Here is a 19,571-nt window from a genome sequence, read left to right as displayed (position 1 = left end):
GCGCGCGGGGCGACGTCGTCGGGGACGTGGGGCGGAGGCGCCATACTGGGACGCCATGAGCGAGATCCTGGTCCAAGAGGTCCAGCCGGACCCGGAGGCGTCGGGCACGACGGCGGCCGAGCAGGCCGCGACGCCGGCCGAGGGCGACCTCACCGACCGCGACCGCGAGATCCTCGCCTTCGAGCGGCAGTGGTGGAAGTACGCCGGGGCGAAGGAGCAGGCGGTGCGCGAGCTCTTCGGGCTGTCCGCGACGCGCTACTACCAGGTGCTGAACGCCCTCATCGACTCGCCCGCCGCCCTCGCGCACGACCCGATGCTCGTCAAGCGGCTGCGGCGCATGCGCTCCACGCGCCAGCGGGCCCGCTCGGCGCGGCGCCTGTCCGACGGCCAGGGCTGACGACGCACCGCTCGCACGTGCAGGGGCAGGCCAGCGAGTTGCTGGGAGCGCCCTGGACGGGCGGGCGCCCGGAACGGCTACCCTGTCCGCCGTGAGCAAGAGCCATTACTCCTACCCGCCCGACGAGTTCGACGTCCGCGGGCCCGAGGGCACTCCGGTCGGCGTGCATCGTGAGCCGCGGAGCGGGTGGAGCTCGGTGTGGCCGTTCCTGCTGGTCGCCGTCATCTTCGCCGGGATCGCCGTCGGCGTCGTGTCGTTCCTGTCCGACGGCGGCCCCAAGACGCCGCCCGCGGCGGAGCAGACCGCCGGGGCCGGCGCCGACGAGCCGAAGGCGAGCGAGTCGAAGGACGCCGAGGCCGAGGACGCTCCGGCGGACGACGCGAGCGACGAGCCGGCGGAGGACGAGCCCGCCGACGGCGAGTCCGACGCCGCCACCGAGCTGCCCGGCGACCCGTCGTCGGCGAACCTCGAGGCGCCGGTCCTCGTGTTCAACGACGGCGCGGGCGGCGGCCAGGCGGCCGCGGGCCAGGGCGCCCTCACGACCAAGGGCTTCACCGACGTCGCGGCGGCGAACGTGCCGGACGCGCTGGCGGGGGCGTACGACGACAGCACCGTCCTGTACGGCGCGGACCGCGCGGACACCGCCAGCGCCGTCGCCGACGCGCTCGGCGTCGACCCGGCGAACGTGCAGGAGTCGGACGACGTCTCCGCGAGCCCCGAGGCCGTGTGGGTGGTGCTCAAGACCCCGGTCGGCTGACGCGCCGCCCTGGGTGCCGACACCTCGGATGCCGACATTCCGGACATCGGTGCTTCCCTTGCCTCGGCGGCCGCTACTAGGCTCCCCCTCACCGTGGGGTGCCTGCCCTGCGGCCGAGCAGCACAAGGAGAAGTTCATGGCCCAGGGCACCGTCAAGTGGTTCAACTCGGAGAAGGGGTACGGGTTCATCACCCCGACCGCAGGCGGGCAGGACCTGTTCGTCCACTACAGCGCCATCCAGAGCGACGGCTACCGCAGCCTGGACGAAGGACAGAGCGTCGAGTTCGAGGTCGGACAGGGGCAGAAGGGTCCGCAGGCCGAGCAGGTCCGCCCGCTCTGACCTCGCGGGCAGGCCGACACGGGGGACACCTCGCGCAGGTCACCGCACGAAAGGCCGGCGCCACCGACCGCAGGGACGCGGACGGGGCGCCGGCCTTCGTCGTGCCCGGGGCGTTGCACGCCCTCGGCGAACGTCTTGCACTCGCCACCCGAGAGTGCCAATAATGGCTTAGCACTCTCGGTCGTCGAGTGACAGCCGCCCCCCGGGGCGGCGTTCTCTCGGGCCGCGGGTGAAGCATTCGGGTCGTTCGGTGAGACCCTCCGTGCGCGCGTGACCTGAACGCCGCGGGGGTGGGTCGTCCGTCGCGGGCACCGGCCGGCCATCTCAGCCACCAGCGGAGGATCAGTCCCCATGGCCAAGATCATCGCGTTCGACGAGGAAGCTCGTCGGAGCATGGAGCGCGGGCTCAACCAGCTCGCCGACACCGTCAAGGTCACGCTCGGCCCCAAGGGCCGCAACGTCGTCCTGGACAAGAAGTGGGGCGCCCCCACGATCACCAACGACGGTGTCTCCATCGCCAAGGAGATCGAGCTCGAGGACCCGTTCGAGAAGATCGGCGCGGAGCTCGTCAAGGAGGTCGCCAAGAAGACCGACGACGTCGCGGGTGACGGCACCACCACCGCCACCGTGCTCGCCCAGGCGCTCGTGCGCGAGGGCCTGCGCGTCGTCGCCGCCGGCGCCAACCCGATCGCCGTCAAGCGCGGCATCGAGAAGGCCGTCGAGGCCGTCACCGAGCAGCTGCTCAACGCCGCGGTCGAGATCGAGACCAAGGACCAGATCGCCGCCACGGCCGCCATCTCGGCCGGCGACACCTCCATCGGCGAGCTCATCGCCGAGGCCCTCGACAAGGTGGGCAAGGAAGGCGTCATCACCGTCGAGGAGTCGAACACCTTCGGCCTCGAGCTCGAGCTCACCGAGGGCATGCGCTTCGACAAGGGCTTCCTCGCCCGCTACTTCGAGACGGACCCGGAGCGCCAGGAGGCCGTCCTCGAGGACCCGTACGTCCTGATCGTCGAGTCGAAGATCTCGAACGTCAAGGACATGCTGCCGGTGCTCGACCAGGTCATGAAGGCCGGTCGCTCGCTGCTGATCATCGCCGAGGACGTCGAGGGCGAGGCCCTGGCCACCCTGGTGCTCAACAAGATCCGCGGCACCTTCAAGTCCGTCGCCGTCAAGGCCCCGGGCTTCGGCGACCGTCGCAAGGCCATGCTGCAGGACATCGCGATCCTCACCGGCGGCCAGGTCATCACCGAGACCGTCGGCCTCAAGCTGGAGAACGCGACCCTGGACCTGCTGGGCCAGGCGCGCAAGGTCGTCGTGACCAAGGACGAGACCACGATCGTCGAGGGTGCGGGCGACGCCGAGCTCATCTCGGGCCGCGTCAACCAGATCCGCTCCGAGATCGAGAAGTCGGACTCCGACTACGACCGCGAGAAGCTGCAGGAGCGCCTCGCCAAGCTGGCCGGCGGCGTGGCCGTCATCAAGGCCGGTGCGGCCACCGAGGTGGAGCTCAAGGAGCGCAAGCACCGCATCGAGGACGCCGTCCGCAACGCCAAGGCCGCGGTCGAGGAGGGCATCGTCGCCGGTGGTGGCGTCGCGCTGATCCAGGCCGGTGCCGCCGCGTTCCCGAAGCTGGAGCTCGAGGGCGACGAGGCGACCGGTGCGCAGATCGTGCGTGCCGCGATCGACGCCCCGCTCAAGCAGATCGCCGTGAACGCCGGCCTCGAGGGCGGCGTCGTGGCGGAGAAGGTCCGCAACCTCACCTCGGGTCACGGCCTCAACGCCGCGACCGGCGTGTACGAGGACCTGCTGGCCGCGGGCGTCAACGACCCGGTCAAGGTCACGCGCTCGGCGCTGCAGAACGCCGCGTCGATCGCCGCGCTGTTCCTCACCACCGAGGCCGTCGTGGCGGACAAGCCGGAGCCGGCCGCGGCCGCCCCGGGTGGCGACGGCGGCATGGGCGGCATGGACTTCTGATCCAGCCAGCCTGAGCCGGCGCCCACGCGCTGACGCACGACGGCGGCCGGTCGCCCCGCGAGGGGTGGCCGGCCGCCGTCGTCGTCCCGGGGCGCCTCGCCGGTCAGCGGGCGGCGAAGAGCCGGGTGGCCTGGGCCTCGGCGTCCGCGTAGGTGCGGGACGCCGACGACAGGGCCGCCGTCACCGCGTCGAGCGCCGCCTCGACCTGGGTCTGGGTGGCCTGCCACTGGCCCATGACGCCGGCGAACTGCGTCGCCGCGCCGCCGTGCCAGCTGGACTGCAGGTCCTGCAGGTGCCGCATCATCGCCCCCACCTCGGAGCGGATCGCCGCCACGGACCCGTTCACCGCCGCGCTCGCCTGCGCGACCCGCTCGCTGTCGACCTCGTACCGCACGTGTCCTCCTTCGTCGTCGGACCCCGACCGGGGTTGCCGACGACGACGCTACGGAGCGTGGGGTACGGGCGGCCGCCGTCGTCCACAGGCTGTGGAAGGCCCCGGCCGGACCGGCTCAGGAAGCGGACGGCGCGACGGTCTCCGGAGGCAGCAGGCGGCGCTCCTTGAGGAGGCGGTGCAGCTCGCCGTCGAGGTTCTGGCGCGCCGGCTCCTCCCACGCCGCGCCCATCGGGCTGCGGTACAGGGACGGGCGCTGCAGCAGCTTCTGCAGCACGCGGATGCGGGCGTCGAGGTAGTCCGCCAGCGGGATGTGCGAGTACTCGGCCCGTACGTTCGCCATGTACTCCTTGTAGCGCTGCGGCTCCGACGCCAGCATCGCCAGGTCGGCGTCGTTCAGCACCGCGGAGTCGACGTCGTCGGGCAGCGGCTTGTGGCGGTCGATGGAGTCGACGAGGCGCGCGGTGCGCTGGACCGCGACGGCCGGAAGGCCGAGGTCCGTGAGCTGCGTGCGCGCGAGGTTCGCGCTGACCGTGGTCTGCTCGCCGCCCTGCGTCGCCTGGGCGACCTTGCGCGTCGCGTCGAAGACGGCGCCGTGGTACCAGGCCGCGAGCCGCACGAGGTCGGGCTCGTGCGTCTCCTGGGACAGCTCGTCCACGCGGTGCAGGACGTCGGCCAGGTGGCGCAGGTTGTGGAAGCGCCGGTCCGGGGCGGACCACCGCTCGAGGAGGTCCTCCCCGACGGCTCGGATCTCCGCCTCGTCGGCCGTGGCGCCCGCCCCGTGGCAGGTACGGACGAACGCGGAGAGGAACCACTGGGGCGCGTCGGCGCTCATGACGCCCATCGCAATCAGACCTTCGGTCGCCGGACTCGGACTGTCCTCCTCGCCAGAGTACGACCGCACGGCGACACCGCAGCGCGGTCGAGGCTCACCGGACCGGTATCCCGTTCAGGCGGACGAGGACGACGCGCCATCGTAGCCGTCCGCCGCCGGGAGCAGAACTCGCACCGTCATCCCGCCGCCGGGGGTCTCGGCCACGGACACGTGGCCCTGGTGGGCGCCGACGATCGCGGCGACGATCGCCATGCCCAGACCGGAGCCTCCGGACCCGCGGTTGCGCGAGGAGTCCGCGCGGTAGAACCGCTCGAACACGCGCTTCGCCTGCTCCGGCGTGATGCCGGCGCCGTGGTCGCGGACCTCGAGGACTGCCGCGCCGTCGGGCGCCCGGCCCACCGCGACCTCGGCCGGCGAGCCGGCCGGTGTGTGCCGCGCCACGTTGCCCACGAGGTTGGTGAGGACCTGGCGCAGGCGGTCGGCGTCCCCGGTCACGACCAGGTCCGCCGGCGGGGCGGTGCCGGGGACCAGGCCCGTCACGCCGACCTCGCGCGTCGGGTCCAGGGCGTGCAGGTCCTGGGCGGCGTCGCGCGCCATCGTCACCAGGTGCACGGGCTCGCGGCGCATCGGGCGGCCCTCGTCGAGGCGGGCGAGGACGAGGAGGTCGTTGACCAGCGTGCTCATGCGGCGCGCCGAGTCCTCGATGCGCTCCATGGTGTCGTCGACCTTGTCGGGCGTGTCGAGGGCGCCCATCCGGTACAGCTCGCCGTAGCCCTTGACCGTGGCCAGCGGGGTGCGCAGCTCGTGGCTGGCGTCCGAGACGAACCGGCGCATGCGCCGCTCGGACTCCTCCTGGGCGGAGAACGCCCGCTCGATCTGCGCCAGCATCGTGTTCAGCGAGGCGGACAGCGAGCCCACCTCGGTCGACGCCGGCCGCTCCGGGACGCGCTGGGACAGGTCGCCCGCGGCGATCTCCGCCGCCGTGGCCTCGATCTCCCGCAGCGGCCGCAGCGAGCGGTGCACCAGGACGAACGAGATGGCGCCGCCGAGCAGCACGATGCCGAGCGCCGAGAACAGCAGCGAGCGCGTGAGGTAGGAGACCGTCTGCTGCACGCCGGCGAGCGGCAGCGCGACGTACACCGACTGCTGCGTGGAGAGGTTCACGAAGCCGACGGCCTGCCACTGCGCCGGGTCGGTGCCGCCGGACGACCCGACGGTGAACGGCTGGGCCTTGCGGGCGGCGACGTCGGAGAGGCTCTCGGTGGGGAGGTCCGGGGTGCCGTACTTCTCGAGGTTGTGCGACCAGGCGTAGGGATCCCCGTCGCTGTTCCCCTCGGCGTCGTGGATGGACACGAAGTACTCGGTCGGGAGCCGCGGCTCGGCCTCGGGGGGCTGGCTGACCGCCAGGCTGGCGACGCTCTTCGCCGACTGCCGGAGCTGCTCGTTGGTCTGCTGCACCAGGTAGTCCGAGACCACCGTCCGGGTGACGACCGCGGCCAGGATCAGCCCCGCGGCCAGCACCAGCACGGTGATCACGACGAGCCGGGTGCGCAGCGGCAGCCGCTCGACCCACGACCAGCGCCGCGACCGGGCGGGGCCCGCCCCGGAGGGCGTCCCCGGGCCCGGGGCGGGGTGCGGCGTCGCGGCCGACCGCGGGTCGGCGGGCAGGGCCCGGCCGTCCGCCGTCGCGCCGGGAGCGGCGGGGGCCGCCTCCGGCGTCGCGTCCGCGGTCCCCGGGGCGCCGGGCGTGGGGGCCGTCATCGCGTCTGCGGCGCCCGGAGCAGGTAGCCCACGCCGCGCTTGGTGTGGATGAGGGGAGGCAGTGCGACGTCCTCGCCGTCGGGGCCGGTGACGGTGAGGTTGTCGATCTTGCGGCGCAGGTACGAGATGTAGGACTCGACGATGTTGGCGTCGCCGCCCCAGTCGTACTGCCACACGTGGTCGAGGATCTGCGCCTTGGACAGGACGCGGCCCGCGTTCAGCATGAGGTAGCGCAGCAGCTTGAACTCGGTGGGGGAGAGGTCGATCTCCACGCCGGCGCGACGCACCTCGTGCGAGTCCTCGTCGAGCTCCAGGTCGCCGACGCGCAGGACGGCATCGTCCTCGGGCTCGCCCGCGTGGGTGCGGCGCAGCACGGCGCGGATGCGGGCCACGACCTCCTCCAGGCTGAACGGCTTGGTGACGTAGTCGTCGCCGCCGACGGTGAGCCCCTGCACCTTGTCCTGCGTGTCGTCGCGGGCGGTGAGGAACAGCACGGGGGTGTGGCGGCCCGTGGAGCGCATGCGGCGGGTCACGGTGAAGCCGTCCATGTCGGGCAGCATCACGTCGAGCACGACCAGGTCGGGCTCGACGTCGCGGACGAGCTGTAGCGCCCCGTTGCCGTCGCCGGCCGCGTGCACCTCGAACCCCGCGAACCGCAGGGAGGTGGACAGCAGCTCGCGGATGTTGGGCTCGTCGTCCACGACGACGAGGCGTGCCTCGGGTGCGCTCATGGCTTCAGTGTGCGACCGGGCTCTGAGCGTTGCCTGGGAACGGGCTCGGACGGTCCTGGCGCCCGGGGCGGGCGCGCGTGTGGGTGGCGCGACCCATGATGGGCGGGTGCGGATCACGGGGGAGCAGCGCCGGCGGCGCCTGGTCGTGCGGCAGCTCGCGCTCGGTGTCGAGGGGCCCGGAGGCGGCCCGGCGGCCCGGTCCCCGGAGGACGTCACCCGCCGGCTGGTCGCGCTGCACGCCACGGACGCGCCCAGCGTGCACCTCGCCGTGCTCGCGCGGACAAGGGGCGTCACGCTCGACGACGTGCGCGACGCGCTGTTCGTGCGACGCAGCCTCGTCAAGGTGCTGGGGATGCGCCGCACGATGTTCGTCGTGCCGCGCGAGACCGTGCCGGTGGTGCACGCCGCGGCGTCCGCGGCCGTCGGCCGGCGGCTGCGCGCGCGGCTGCTCAAGGAGCTGGCGACGCTGCCGACCGACCCCCTCGTCGAGGATCCGGAGGCGCTGCTCGCGGCGGCCGAGGCGCAGGTGCACGCGGCCCTGGCCGCCGGCCCGCTCGACGGCGCGGAGCTGTCGAGGGCGGCGCCCCTGCTGCGGACCGCCTTCCTGCCCACCAGCGACAAGGCGTGGGACGTGCGGCGCACCATGACGTCGCCGCTGCTGTCCCTGCTGTCCGCCGAGGGCGCCGTCGTGCGTGGTGAGCCGCGGGGTGCCTGGTCGTCGCCGCGGCACGTGTGGTCGCCGATGAGCGACTGGTTCCCCGACGGCATCCCGGACCTGGACGAGGACGCCGCGCGCGTCGAGCTCGCCCGCGCCTGGCTGGAAGCGTTCGGGCCCGCCACCGTGGCGGACCTCAGGTGGTGGACGGGGTGGAACCTCGGACAGGCGCGGCGCGCCGTCGCGGCCCTGGACACGCGCGACGTCGAGGTGGAGGTGGGCGCCCCCGGCGCGGGGGCCGTCGCCGAGGGGGTGGTGCTGCGCTCGACCGACCTCGACGCGGACCTCGACCCCGCGCTCGACGACGTCGTGGCCGGGCACGCGGCCCTCCTGCCCACCCTCGACCCCACCACGATGGGCTGGACCGCCCGCGACTGGTACCTCGGCCCGCACCGGGGGCACCTCTTCGACAGCGCCGGCAACGCGGGCGCCACGGTCTGGTGGCAGGGCCGGGTGGTCGGCCTCTGGGTCGTGCGGCCCGACGGCGAGGTCGCGTGGCGGCTGCTCGAGGACGTCGGGGCGGACGGCCGGGCCGCCGTCGCCGCCGAGGCCGAGCGGCTCGGCGCGCTCCTGGCGGGCAGCACCTTCACGCCCGGGTACACGACCCCGGCGTACCGCGAGCTGCTCGCCGGCTGAGCGGCCCCGCCGGCCGCGGTCAGATGTAGCGCAGCGGGTCGAACTCGTCGAGCGGGATGATCCGCACGCGCGGCAGCGAGGTGGTGAACGCGTCGGCGTCGCCCTCGAGGTCGAACATCTGCAGCCCGCGCTCCGTGAGCTGCGTGAACTGGCCGTTGACGAACTCGCGGAACGCCAGCAGGCCCACGCGGCGCTCGCCGCCGAGCAGCGTCTCGATCTGCGGCAGGAAGTCGCCGTCGTGGCTGGCGAGAAGGACGTCGCCGTCCCGGTCCGCGAGGGCGTCCAGCGTGCGCTGGATACCGACGTCGACGACCTTCTCCGTGCCCGACGACGCCAGCGGGATCGGCTTGTAGCCCATCGCCAGCAGCGCCTGCACGAACGCCATCGGCATCTGCCCGCTGCTCGCGTTGAGGAAGAACAGCGGGACGACGTCCTGCTCCCACAGCTGCTGCGCGAAGGCCGAGATGCGGTCCCAGCGCGGCCGCTCCTCGGGGTTCGGCCGCCGCCCCAGCACGTTCATGCCCAGCGTGGCGTCGATGTTCTCGCCGTCCACCAGGAGGTAGGTGCGGCGCGCGGTGCCGTCGGCGGGAGCGGGCGCGCTCGCGGGGACCGGGGCGGTGAAGGCGGGGGACATGCTGCCCAGCGTATCCGCCCGCCCTCACCGGACCCGTCAGGCCGGGTCGGCCGGGGAGATCTGCGGCGCGGGGGAGCCGCCGGCCTTCAGCGCGGCGAGCCGGGCCTCGAGCTCGATGTCCTTGTCGGAGGACTCCAGCTCGGCGAACTGCGCGTCCAGGGACGACGCGGCGACCTCGGCCTGGCCCATGGCCAGGGCCTCCTCGCGGCGGACAGTCTCCTCGAACCGGGAGATCTCGCTGGTCGGGTCGAGCACGTTGATCGAGCTGATCGCGCCCTGCACCGTCTGCTGCGCCTGCGCCGCCTTCTGGCGGGCCACGAGCTGGTCGCGCCTGGACTTCAGCTCGCCCAGCTTGTCCTTCATCGCCGCGAGGCCCGTCTTGAGCTTCTCGACGGTGACACGCTGCTGCTCGATCATCGGCTGCGCGGTCGTGACGTCGGTCTCGGCGTCGAGCTGCTTGCGCAGCGCCACCTTGGCGAGGTTGTCGAACTTGTCGGCGTCGGCGGCGTTGCCCGCGGCGCGGTACTCGTCGGCCTTGCGCGACGCGGCGAGGGCCTTGGTGCCCCACTCGGCGGCCGCCTGGACGTCCTCGTTGTAGTCCTGCTCGGCGAGCCGCAGGTTGCCGATGGTCTGCGCGATGGCCTGCTCGGCCTCGGCGATGTTGTTCGTGTAGTCGCGCACCAGCTGGTCCAGCATCTTCTGCGGGTCCTCGGCGCGGTCGAGCAGCGCGTTGATGTTCGCCTTCGCGAGCTGGCTGATACGCCCGAGGATGCTCTGCTTCTGCGTCATGGTCGTGCTTCCTTCCGTCGCCCTGCTGAGGTGATGTTCGAGGTCACTGCCTGCCAGAACGCCCGTCGCCCTGGCCGAGTTCCGTGTCGGTCCCGTCGTCAGAAGCGGCCCCCGCGCGACCGCCCGCCGCGCCCGCCCGCCCCGCGGCCGCTGCCGCCGCCGAAGCCGCCGCCGCCGAAGCCCCCGCCGAACCCGCCGCCGTAGCCGCCGCGCCTGCGGCCGCCGCCGAGCCCGCCCCCGATGCCGCCGCCGGAGCCGCGCAGCACGGAGTCGAGCAGGATGCCGCCCAGCACCATCCCGCCGACGTTCGAGCCGCCCTGACGGCCGCCCTGGCTCATGTCCCACGACGCGGTGTCCTGCTCCGCGACCCGCGCCGCCTGCCCCGCGTACCGCTCGGCGAGCTGGGCGCGCTCGAGGGCCGCCGTCGGGTCCTGCGCCTGCAGCGCCTGCGCCTCGGCGACGAGGCGGGCGGCCTCCGCGAGGCGGGTGCGGGCCTCCGGGCCGACGGCGCCGCGGCGCGTGGCGACGTAGTCCTGGGTGGCGCGGACCTGCGAGTCCACGCGGCCCAGCGTGTCCCGCAGGAGGGCGCGGGCGCGGGCGTCGGACTCGGCCTTCTCCCGCGCGGGCGCCAGCGCGGCGTCCAGCGCCGCCTCGGCCGCGGTGAGACGGTGCAGCGCGGCGAGCGGGTCGCCGCCGCTGCGGGCGTCGCGGGCCTGCGCCATCGCCGCCCCCGCCTCGGACAGCGCGGCCGCGACGGCGGCCCGGTCGGCCGCCTCGGGCGACGTGCCGCCGGCCGGGACGAGGCGGGCCGCGTCGGCCACGTCCTGCCCGATCGAGGCGAGCCCCTTGTCGAGGTCCGCGCCCGCGGACGCGAGCTGCGCCCCGGCCGAGTCGACGGCGTCCAGCAGCGTGGCGGCCTGCCCGAGGGCGTTCTGCGCGGCGCGCAGGTGCGCGACGGCGGCGGACCGGGTGCGGCCCGTGAGCGCGGTGCGGCCGGTGGCCACGGCCTCGCGGGCGTGCGCGACCAGCGCGGTCGCCTGGTCCGGGTTGCCGCTGACCGACGCCAGCGCCGTCGACGGGTAGGTGGCGGCGAGCCCCGCGAGGGTCTCCCGGGCCACCGCGACGCGGGCCTCGATCTCGCCGGCGCGCTGCTCGGTCTCGTCCAGCAGCTCGGGCGCCCGCTGCTGCAGCGCGCGCAGCTCGTCGAAGGCGTCGGTCTGCGCGTCCAGGGACGTGCCGGCCCGCTCGCACAGCCGCAGGATGCCGGTCAGCAGCTCGCGCCGGCGGGGCTCGTCCTCGGGCACGTCGTCGTCCAGCTCCTGACGCAGGCGGAAGGCCTGCGCCACGTCGCCCTTGGCCGCCTCGAGGGCGGCCGCGAAGTCCTTCGTGGCCTCCAGCCCGAACTCCGCCTGCGCGAACCCGAGCTCCTGCTCCGAGGTGCGCACGGCGTCGTCGATCCCGACGAGGGCGGTGCCGACCCGGCGCTCCAGCTCCTCGGTGGGCAGCACGGCGAGCTCGTCCGCCGGGGCGGCGGGCCCCGCCTGGGCCGTGGCCCTGCGTCGGGAGCGGAACCAGAGCCAGCCGCCCACCACGACGAGCACCAGGACGCCGACGCCGAGGATCGCGCCCCAGGGCGTGCCCCCGCCGGACACCGTCGTGCCGCCCGTGCGCACCGTGTCCGCCGCGGCGATCGCCGCGCCCGCCCAGTCGCCGTCGCGCAGGTGGTCCTCGACCGTCGCGTCGACCGCGTCGAGCTGGGCGTCCGTGAGGGCCGCGTTGTTGTCCACCGACAGCCCGTACGCGCCGTCCTCGGTCGCGACGGCGAGCAGCAGGTCGTTCGCCCCGAGCGCCCCGTTGTTCGCCGTGGCGTTCGCCCAGCTGGGGCCGTCGGCGCCGTCGAAGGAGTCCACGTAGACCACGAACAGCTGGTACGGCGTCTCGTCCGCGAGGGCGTCGAGCGCGGTCTGCACCTGCGCCTCGTCGCCGGCGCCGAGCACGCCCGCCTGGTCGGTGACCTCGCTGGTGAGCTGGGTCAGGGGCGGGACGGCGGAGGCGGTGACGGCGGGCAGGGCGGTGGCGGCGGACGCCAGCAGCAGCGCCAGCACGCACGCGCCGACGGCCGCGGCGCCGCGGCGCCGGGCGGCAGGAGCAGGGGGATTCACGACCTGATCGTGTCGCGCCGTCCCGGGCGACGCAATCGCGGTCCGGCCCTCGCCGTACGATCGAGCGCGTGACCGACCACCCCCGGCCCGCGGGAGGCGACGGCCCGACGCCGCTGCGCCTGTCCCTGCCGTCCGCACGACGCGCCGGGCCGCCGAGCCCGGCGGCCTCCCGACGCGTGACCGCGGGCCTCGTGCCCCTGCCCGGCGGCACGTTCGACATGGGCAGCGAGGACCCGGACGTCAACCCCGGCGACGGCGAGGGGCCGGTGCGCCCGGTGGACGTCGCGCCCTTCCGGGTGGCCCCGACGACCGTGACCAACGCGGAGTTCGCGCGGTTCGTCGTCGACACGGGCTACCGCACGCAGGCGCAGGAGTTCGGCTGGAGCTTCGTGTTCCACCTGTTCGTGGGCGAGGAGCCCGAGGTGCGCGGGTCGGCCGCCGGCACACCGTGGTGGCTCGCGGTCGACGGCGCGGACTGGGACCACCCCGAGGGCCCCGGCTCGACCGTCGAGGACCGCGCGGACCACCCCGTGGTGCACGTGTCCCGCGAGGACGCGCTCGCGTACTGCGCCTGGTCGGGCACGCGCCTGCCCGCCGAGGCCGAGTGGGAGTACGCCGCGCGCGGCGGCCTGCACCGCCGGCGGTACCCGTGGGGCGACGAGCTCACCCCCGGCGGCGAGCACCGGTGCAACATCTGGCAGGGCACGTTCCCGCGGGTGGACACGGCCGAGGACGGGTACGTCGGCACCGCGCCCGTCGGCTCCTACCCGGCCAACGGGTACGGCCTGCACGACGTGGCGGGCAACGTGTGGGAGTGGACCTCCACCGCGTGGGACCCGCGCGCCCGCGACGTGTGGGTGGTGCGCGGCGGCTCGTACCTGTGCCACGACTCGTACTGCAACCGCTACCGCGTGGCCGCCCGCACGCGGAACACCGGCGACTCCTCGTCCGGCAACACCGGGTTCCGCGTCGTCGCCGACGCGGGCTGAGCCGCCGACCGGCCCTTGACCGCCGGTATCCACCTCCGCGTATCATCTGGCACATGACAGCGCTGTCGAGCTCGAGCTCGGCCCTCACGCCCCGCCGGTCCGCCCCGGCAGCACTCCTCCGTCGGATCGCCGTCCCCACGGCCCTCGCCCTGCTGGCGTCGGCGGTCGTCGCTCCGCTCAGCGCGCCGGCGAGCGTCGCGCAGGCGGCGACCGGGACCGACTACACGCGGTTCGTCAACCCGTTCATCGGGACGCAGGGAGACCACGGTCAGGACGGGCCGGGCGCCATCGCGCCGTACGGCCTCGCCACCGTCACCCCGACGACGACGCCCGGCAACCACGTGGGCTACGAGTACACGGCGGACACGCTCCGGGGCTTCACGAACGTCGCGCTCGACGGCGTCGGCGGCGGGGGCGGCGCGGGCGACGTCCTGGTCGTGCCGACCTACCGGACCTACACCTCGCGGCCCGCCACGAGCAGCTACGACAAGGCGATCCGCACGACCGACGGCGCCAAGGACGAGTCCGCGACCGCGGGGTACTACCGCGTCGGGCTCGAGGAGTCCGGCCAGGACATCGACGCGCAGGTGACCGCCGCGACGCGCACCGGCGTCCACGACTACGCCTTCGGCTCCGGGGGCCACGCGTCGCTCGTCGTCGACCTCCAGCACACCGGCAACGGGCGCCGGGCGACCGACCTCGAGGTCGGCACGAGCGCGGACGGGCGCACCACGCTCTCCGGCTCCTTCACCGGCTACTTCTACAACTCGGCGTACAAGCTCTACTACTACGCGGAGACGACCGCCCCGACGTCGTCGGTCCAGACCTGGGGGAGCGGCGGGCTGAGCAGCACGCGTACCTCGCAGGACGGCACCGACATCGGCGCGGTCCTGAACTTCGACGCCGCGGCGGGCGAGCACGTGGGCCTGCGGGTCACCCTCTCGCCCGTCAGCGCCGAGCAGGCGCGGCGCGACGCGGCCGTCGAGGTGGGCGGGAGGTCGTTCGACCAGGTCCGCGCCGCGACCAAGGCCGAGTGGAACGACCGGCTGGGCAAGGTCGACGTCGACGCGAGCACCACGAACGACCCGACGGGCGACCTGCGGACCCAGTTCTACACGCACCTGTACCGGCTCGCGGACACCCCGATGAACGCCACGTCGACCGACGGGACCTACCGCGGCGCCGACGGCGTGATCTACCGGGCGGAGGGCTACACCCACTACGACTCCTGGTCGCTGTGGGACGACTTCCACAAGTACGCGGCCGTCGCCTCGGTCTACCCCGACGTCTACCGCGACGTCGTCCAGTCGCTCGTCGACCTGTACGCCGCGGTCGGCCGGAGCGGCAAGGGTTCCGTGGGCGGCCTGCTGCACTCCGTGCCGACGGTCCGCTGGGAGCGGGCCCCCGTGGTCGTGGCGGACGCCGTCTCCAAGGGCGTCGAGCTCCAGGGGCTCGACCGGGCGTACCCCGCGCTCGTCGCCCAGGTCGGCGGCCCCGCGAGCCTCACCAACCTCGACTCGCGCGCCGGCGGCCTGCTCGGCTACTCCTACGACGCGTACGGGCTGTCCGTGATCGCCGACGCGATCGGCAGGACGTCCGACGCCGACCGGTACCGCACCGAGGCCGCCCGCTGGGCCAAGGCCTACGACGCCGACGCCCTGACCGGCGACGCGCGCGCGAAGGCCGCGACCGGCGCCGCGGCCGGGGTCGACCAGGTCGGGCTGCTGATGCCGCGCTCGTCGAACAGCGGCACCGCGGGCTTCACCGCCACCGACCCCGAGAAGTGGCAGGCCGCGGGCCTCTACCAGGGCACGCTGTGGCAGTACGCCTGGTACGACGCCCAGGACCTCGGCGGCATGGTCGAGCTGATGGGTGGGAAGGAGCAGGCCGCGAAGGCGGTGAACTACTTCTTCGGCACCTACACGGACGACTGCTCGCGCAACCTGCACCTCTACGCGAACGAGATCTCGGTCCACGCGCCGTTCCTGTTCAACTACGTCGGCGACCCGGCGCAGACGCAGGACCTCACCTACCGCACGGTCACCGAGCCGGTGTGCACGAGCTACACGGCCGACGGGTCGTCGACGAGCGCGTCGAAGAAGTGGGTCTACCAGAACGCGCCCGACGGCATGCTCGCGACGATGGACAACGACGCCGGGACGATGTCCGGCTACTTCGTGTCGAGCGCGCTCGGGCTGTACCCGGTGATGGCGGGCGGCGACACCTTCCAGATCACGTCGCCGATCTTCGACCGCACGACGGTCCACTACCCGGGCGGCAAGGACCTCGTCATCGAGGCGCCCGGCGTCAGCACGGCGAACCACTACATCCAGGGCGCGACGCTGAACGGCGTGCCGCTGCACCGCACGTGGCTCACCGCGGCCGAGATGAACGCCGGCGGCGTGCTGCGCTTCGCCATGGGGTCCGAGCCCTCGTCGTGGGGCGCCGACGGCGTCGCCGAGGACTCGGTGGTCGACCATGTCCCGAGCTCCCTGTACCGCCCGGGCGAGGCCGTCTCGACGTCGTCGCGCGTGCTCGAGGAGTCCGACGCGAACGACGGCTCGGTCGACGGCGCGGTCTCCGTGCGGGTGAGCGGCACGACGCTCGCCGGCAGGGCCGGCGCCGACCTGAGCCGGCAGGTCCGGGCCACCGGGGTGCCGAAGGGCCTGCGGCTGCGTGCGACCAGGACGGGGGACACCACGCTCGACCTCGCCCTCACGGGCCGGGCCGCGCGGCACCTCGTCGACGACTCGACCGACGACCTCGAGGTCACGCTCACGGCCGACGCGTTCGCCGGCACCGTGCCGGACGCGGCCGACCGGGAGCTCACGCTCCAGGTCCGGTTCGACGGGTACACGCTCACGCCGAGCACCACCACGCTCACCGCGGACGCGAAGGGCGCCGTGCGGGGCACGGTCGACCTCACGCTCGGCGGCGGCGCGACCTTCGCGGGGAAGAACCGCCCCGCGCTCTCGAAGGGCGCCGTCACGTTCCCGGGCCTCGACCCGGGCGTCACCGCCTCGGTCGCGCGGACCGGCGACACCACCGCGGAGGTCACCTTCCGCGGCAAGGTGCGGAGCGCGACCGGCACCCGCTTCACGGTCCGGCTCTCCGACGCGGCGCTCGAGGGCGCCACGGCGGCCCAGGTCACCGGCGCGGGGACGACGGCGCTCGACCCGATCACGCTCTCGCCCGCGACCACCACCCGCGCGGACCTCCGGGCGGTCTACGACGACGCGCGACTCGTGACCGCCGACCGCTACTCCGCGGCGTCGTTCGCCGCCCTCCGGTCGGCCGTCGCGGACGCGAAGGCGACGCTGGCCGACGAGGACGCCTCCGAGTACGTGCTGTCGTCCTCGCTCGCCGTGCTCCGGGCCGCCGCGGACGGGCTCGAGATCGCCGGGGACGGCTACCGGGTGCTGCAGGCCGAGGACTACGACCAGTGGTCCGGCGGCACGCTGAAGACGGAGAGCGGCGGCAGCGGCACCGACGTCGGCGGCGTCGCACCCGGCTCGTGGCTGGCGTTCCAGGGCCTCGACCTCGCGGGCGCCCCGCTCGACTCCGTGGTGGTCGACTACGCCCACAACCCGGGGACGGCGTCGGCCAGCTCCGCCGTCGAGCTCCGCACCGGCTCGCCGACGGGTCCGCTGGTCGCCACGATCGCGCTGCCCACGACGAACGGCTGGTCGAACTACACCGCGCTGACCCACACGTTCACCGCGGACGAGGCCGCGCGGCTCGACGGCCCCCAGGACGTCTACTTCGTGTTCACCGGCGCGCTCGCCCCGGGCCAGAGCTGGGTCGCGAACGTCGACTGGTTCCGGTTCGCCGCGAAGGCCGACGCGGCCCCGACGTCGACGAAGGTCCAGTTCGAGTCGGTCCGCAGCGGCTACGGCCCGCTGGGCGCGGCGGACTCCGGGCTGGTCGCCGGGACCGACTTCGCGGGCGCCGACCTCAAGACGGAGGCCGGCCCGGTGGGCGGGCAGCTCGCCGGGACGAAGGACGGCGCGTGGGTCCGTTACCCGGCCGTGGACCTCGGCGAGCACCGCGCCACCTCGGTCGGCGTCCGTTACGACGCGCCGTCGACCAAGGTGTCCGGGGCCAGCCTCGCCCTCTACGCGGACTCGATGTCCGGCGACCCGTTGGTCACCGTCCCGCTCCCGGCCACGGGCTCGGGCTGGGGCACCTACGCCACCACGACCGTCCCGCTCCCCGAGGAGCTCGCGGGCCGCCACGCGATCTACGTCGTCCTCCGCAGCACGCCCACCACGAGCCAGCCCTACGTGGGCAACCTCGACTGGTTCGAGCTCGGTCACGGCGTCGACAAGACCGCCCTGCACGCGGCGGTCGGCCGGTACGGCGAGCTCACCGCGGACTCCGACCTCTACCTCGCCACCGACTGGGGCGTGTTCGCACGGGCCCTCGCCGCGGCGAAGGCCGTCGACGCCGACGCCGACGCCACGGCCGACAGGGTCGCGGACGCCCTGCGCGTGCTCACCGTGTCGGGCGACCAGCTGCGGTGGAAGGTCGTCAAGCAGGTGGACGCGCTGCTGGCCCGGGCCGACGCGGTCGACCAGGACGACGTCACCGCCGCGTCGTACGCGCGGCTGCGGCGGGCGGTCGCGGCGGCCGAGGCGCTCGACCCGGCGACGAGCGACCACGACGACTGGGAGACCGCGCTCTCCGGCCTGGCGCGGGCCTACGACGGGCTACGGCCCCGCCGCTAGCCCGTGCCCCGAGCTCCCCCGCGTCGCCGTGGTCAGGCCGGCGCGGGGGAGTCGAGGTCCTCCGCGTCGACGATGCGGTACGCGTACCCCTGCTCGGCGAGGAACCGCTGCCGGTGGGCGGCGAAGTCCTGGTCCACGGTGTCGCGTGCGACGACGGCGTAGAAGTGCGCCGTGCGGCCGTCGGCCTTGGGCCGCATGACGCGCCCCAGCCGCTGCGCCTCCTCCTGGCGGGAGCCGAACGACCCGGACACCTGGATCGCGACCGACGCCTCCGGCAGGTCGATGGAGAAGTTCGCGACCTTGGAGACCACGAGCCGGCTGATCTCGCCGGAGCGGAACGCCTCGAACAGGCGCTGGCGCTCTCGCACCGTCGTCGCGCCCGTGATGAGCGGGGCGTCGAGGTGCGCGCTGAGCTCCTCGAGCTGGTCCAGGTACTGGCCGATGACGAGCACCTGGTCGTCCGGGTGCTGCGCCACGATCCGCTCCACCACGCGGTTCTTGCCCGGCGCGCACGCGGCGAGCCGGTACTTGTCCTCCGGCTCGGCCGTCGCGTACACCATCCGCTCGTGCTCGGGCAGGGTGAGCCGCACCTCGACGCAGTCGGCGGGCGCGATGTACCCCTGCGCCTCGATGTCCTTCCACGGGGCGTCGTAGCGCTTGGGCCCGATGAGGCTGAACACCTCGTCCTCGCGGCCGTCCTCGCGCACGAGCGTGGCGGTCAGCCCGAGGCGGCGGCGCGCCTGCAGGTCCGCCGTCATGCGGAAGATGGGCGCGGGCAGCAGGTGCACCTCGTCGTAGAGGATGAGGCCCCAGTCGCGGGCGTCGAGCAGCTCGAGGTGGCTGTACACGCCCTTCCGCTTGGTGGTGAGCACCTGGTAGGTGGCGATCGTGACGGGCTTGATCTCCTTGCGGGAGCCCGAGTACTCGCCGATCTCGTCCTCGGTGAGCGTGGTGCGGCGCACCAGCTCGTCGCGCCACTGGCGGGCGCTGACGGTGTTCGTCACGAGGATGAGGGTGGTGGTGCCGCTCTTCGCCATCGCGCCCGCGCCGACGATCGTCTTGCCGGCGCCGCAGGGCAGCACGACGACGCCCGAGCCGCCGTGCCAGAACCCGTCCACGGCCTGCGCCTGGTAGGGGCGCATCTCCCACTCCTTGGGCTGCTCCGTGGGGGTGCGCGGGTGGGTGGGGGAGGCGAGGGCGATCTCGTGCTTCTCGCCGTCGACGTAGCCGGCGAGGTCCTCCGCGGGCCAGCCGAGCTTGACCAGGACCTGCTTGAGGTGGCCGCGCTCCGACGGGTGCACGACGACGGTCTGGTCGTCGACGCGGTCGCCGACGAGGCCCGCGGTGCGCCTGGACTTCAGCACCTCGGCGAGCACGGCGCGGTCGCTGGCCTCGAGGACGAGCCCGTGGGTGGGGTGGGTCGCGAGCGTGAGGCGGCCGTAGCGGCCCATCGTCTCGGCGACGTCGATCAGCAGCGCGTGCGGCACCGGGTAGCGGGAGTACTCGATGAGCGTGTTGACGACCTGCTCGGCGTCGTGCCCGGCGGCGCGCGCGTTCCACAGCCCCAGGCTGGTGAGCCGGTAGGTGTGCACGTGCTCCGGCGCGCGCTCCAGCTCCGCGAAGGGCGCGATGGCCCGGCGGGCGTCGTCGGCGCGGGGGTGGTCCACCTCCAGCAGGATGGACTTGTCGCTCTGCACGATCAGCGGTCCGTCGGTCATGCGGCTCCTTCC

The 19,571-nt window shown here is 74.1% G+C and carries 15 protein-coding genes; 7 read left to right on the top strand and 8 right to left on the bottom strand.

Going from position 1 to position 19,571, the window contains the following annotated elements:
• Positions 1–55: 55 nt before the first annotated feature.
• From ACFU9A_RS17760 to groL, 4 genes are all read left to right on the top strand, one after another.
• Entirely contained in the window at positions 56–397 is a 342-nt protein-coding gene (locus ACFU9A_RS17760; protein ID WP_430576624.1) for a DUF3263 domain-containing protein, read from the top strand.
• A 91-nt stretch (positions 398–488) separates the two neighbouring features.
• Positions 489–1,154, top strand: coding sequence for a LytR C-terminal domain-containing protein (locus ACFU9A_RS17755; protein WP_430576623.1), 666 nt, complete (start codon positions 489–491; stop codon positions 1,152–1,154).
• Between the two features lie 136 nt (positions 1,155–1,290).
• Positions 1,291–1,494 carry a cold-shock protein gene (locus ACFU9A_RS17750; RefSeq protein WP_430576622.1) on the top strand — a complete coding sequence of 68 codons (204 nt, stop codon included), beginning with the start codon at positions 1,291–1,293 and terminating at the stop codon, positions 1,492–1,494.
• A gap of 351 nt (positions 1,495–1,845) precedes the next feature.
• The gene (gene groL / locus ACFU9A_RS17745) at positions 1,846–3,471 is read left to right on the top strand and encodes a chaperonin GroEL (RefSeq protein WP_430576621.1); all 1,626 of its coding nucleotides are present in this window, start codon (positions 1,846–1,848) and stop codon (positions 3,469–3,471) included.
• A 103-nt stretch (positions 3,472–3,574) separates the two neighbouring features.
• On the opposite strand, the gene ACFU9A_RS17740 is transcribed toward groL, so the two are convergent.
• The 4 genes from ACFU9A_RS17740 to ACFU9A_RS17725 form a co-directional block, all read right to left on the bottom strand.
• Positions 3,575–3,865: a WXG100 family type VII secretion target gene (locus ACFU9A_RS17740; RefSeq protein ID WP_429733705.1), complete on the bottom strand. Its 291-nt coding sequence runs from the start codon at positions 3,863–3,865 to the stop codon at positions 3,575–3,577.
• A gap of 115 nt (positions 3,866–3,980) precedes the next feature.
• The gene (locus tag ACFU9A_RS17735) at positions 3,981–4,697 is read right to left on the bottom strand and encodes a hypothetical protein (protein ID WP_430576620.1); all 717 of its coding nucleotides are present in this window, start codon (positions 4,695–4,697) and stop codon (positions 3,981–3,983) included.
• A 114-nt stretch (positions 4,698–4,811) separates the two neighbouring features.
• Positions 4,812–6,458 carry a sensor histidine kinase gene (locus ACFU9A_RS17730; protein ID WP_430576619.1) on the bottom strand — a complete coding sequence of 549 codons (1,647 nt, stop codon included), beginning with the start codon at positions 6,456–6,458 and terminating at the stop codon, positions 4,812–4,814.
• Positions 6,455–7,189 carry a response regulator transcription factor gene (locus ACFU9A_RS17725; RefSeq protein WP_430576618.1) on the bottom strand — a complete coding sequence of 245 codons (735 nt, stop codon included), beginning with the start codon at positions 7,187–7,189 and terminating at the stop codon, positions 6,455–6,457. The genes ACFU9A_RS17730 and ACFU9A_RS17725 overlap by 4 nt, the downstream gene beginning before the upstream one ends.
• A 106-nt stretch (positions 7,190–7,295) precedes the next feature.
• Here ACFU9A_RS17725 and ACFU9A_RS17720 point away from each other — a divergent pair, with 106 nt between their 5' ends.
• Complete coding sequence (locus ACFU9A_RS17720; protein ID WP_430576617.1) at positions 7,296–8,540, top strand: winged helix DNA-binding domain-containing protein; 1,245 nt, start codon at positions 7,296–7,298, stop codon at positions 8,538–8,540.
• Between the two features lie 19 nt (positions 8,541–8,559).
• Here ACFU9A_RS17720 and ACFU9A_RS17715 read toward each other — a convergent pair whose 3' ends face one another.
• From ACFU9A_RS17715 to ACFU9A_RS17705, 3 genes are all read right to left on the bottom strand, one after another.
• On the bottom strand, positions 8,560–9,174 hold the full coding sequence (locus ACFU9A_RS17715; protein WP_430576616.1) for an NYN domain-containing protein: 615 nt from the start codon (positions 9,172–9,174) through the stop codon (positions 8,560–8,562).
• 36 nt (positions 9,175–9,210) lie between these two features.
• Positions 9,211–9,963, bottom strand: a complete 753-nt coding sequence (locus ACFU9A_RS17710) for a PspA/IM30 family protein (RefSeq protein WP_430576615.1) — start codon at positions 9,961–9,963, stop codon at positions 9,211–9,213.
• Between the two features lie 98 nt (positions 9,964–10,061).
• A complete protein-coding gene (locus tag ACFU9A_RS17705) occupies positions 10,062–12,125 on the bottom strand; it encodes a TPM domain-containing protein (RefSeq protein ID WP_430576614.1) in 2,064 nt (687 codons plus the stop codon).
• 68 nt (positions 12,126–12,193) lie between these two features.
• Between ACFU9A_RS17705 and ACFU9A_RS17700 the strand changes: the two genes are divergently transcribed.
• The gene (locus tag ACFU9A_RS17700) at positions 12,194–13,114 is read left to right on the top strand and encodes a formylglycine-generating enzyme family protein (RefSeq protein WP_430576613.1); all 921 of its coding nucleotides are present in this window, start codon (positions 12,194–12,196) and stop codon (positions 13,112–13,114) included.
• Positions 13,115–13,167: 53 nt separating this feature from the next.
• Positions 13,168–17,841: a GH92 family glycosyl hydrolase gene (locus ACFU9A_RS17695; RefSeq protein ID WP_430576612.1), complete on the top strand. Its 4,674-nt coding sequence runs from the start codon at positions 13,168–13,170 to the stop codon at positions 17,839–17,841.
• A gap of 32 nt (positions 17,842–17,873) precedes the next feature.
• Here ACFU9A_RS17695 and ACFU9A_RS17690 read toward each other — a convergent pair whose 3' ends face one another.
• Entirely contained in the window at positions 17,874–19,559 is a 1,686-nt protein-coding gene (locus ACFU9A_RS17690) for a DNA repair helicase XPB (RefSeq protein WP_430576611.1), read from the bottom strand.
• Positions 19,560–19,571 lie beyond the last annotated feature (12 nt).

Source organism: Isoptericola sp. NPDC057653, assembly GCF_042799955.1.
Classification (GTDB): Bacteria; Actinomycetota; Actinomycetes; order Actinomycetales; family Cellulomonadaceae; genus Isoptericola.
The sequence above is the reverse complement of the archived record's forward strand: the minus strand, read 5'-3'. Positions and strand labels throughout refer to the sequence as shown.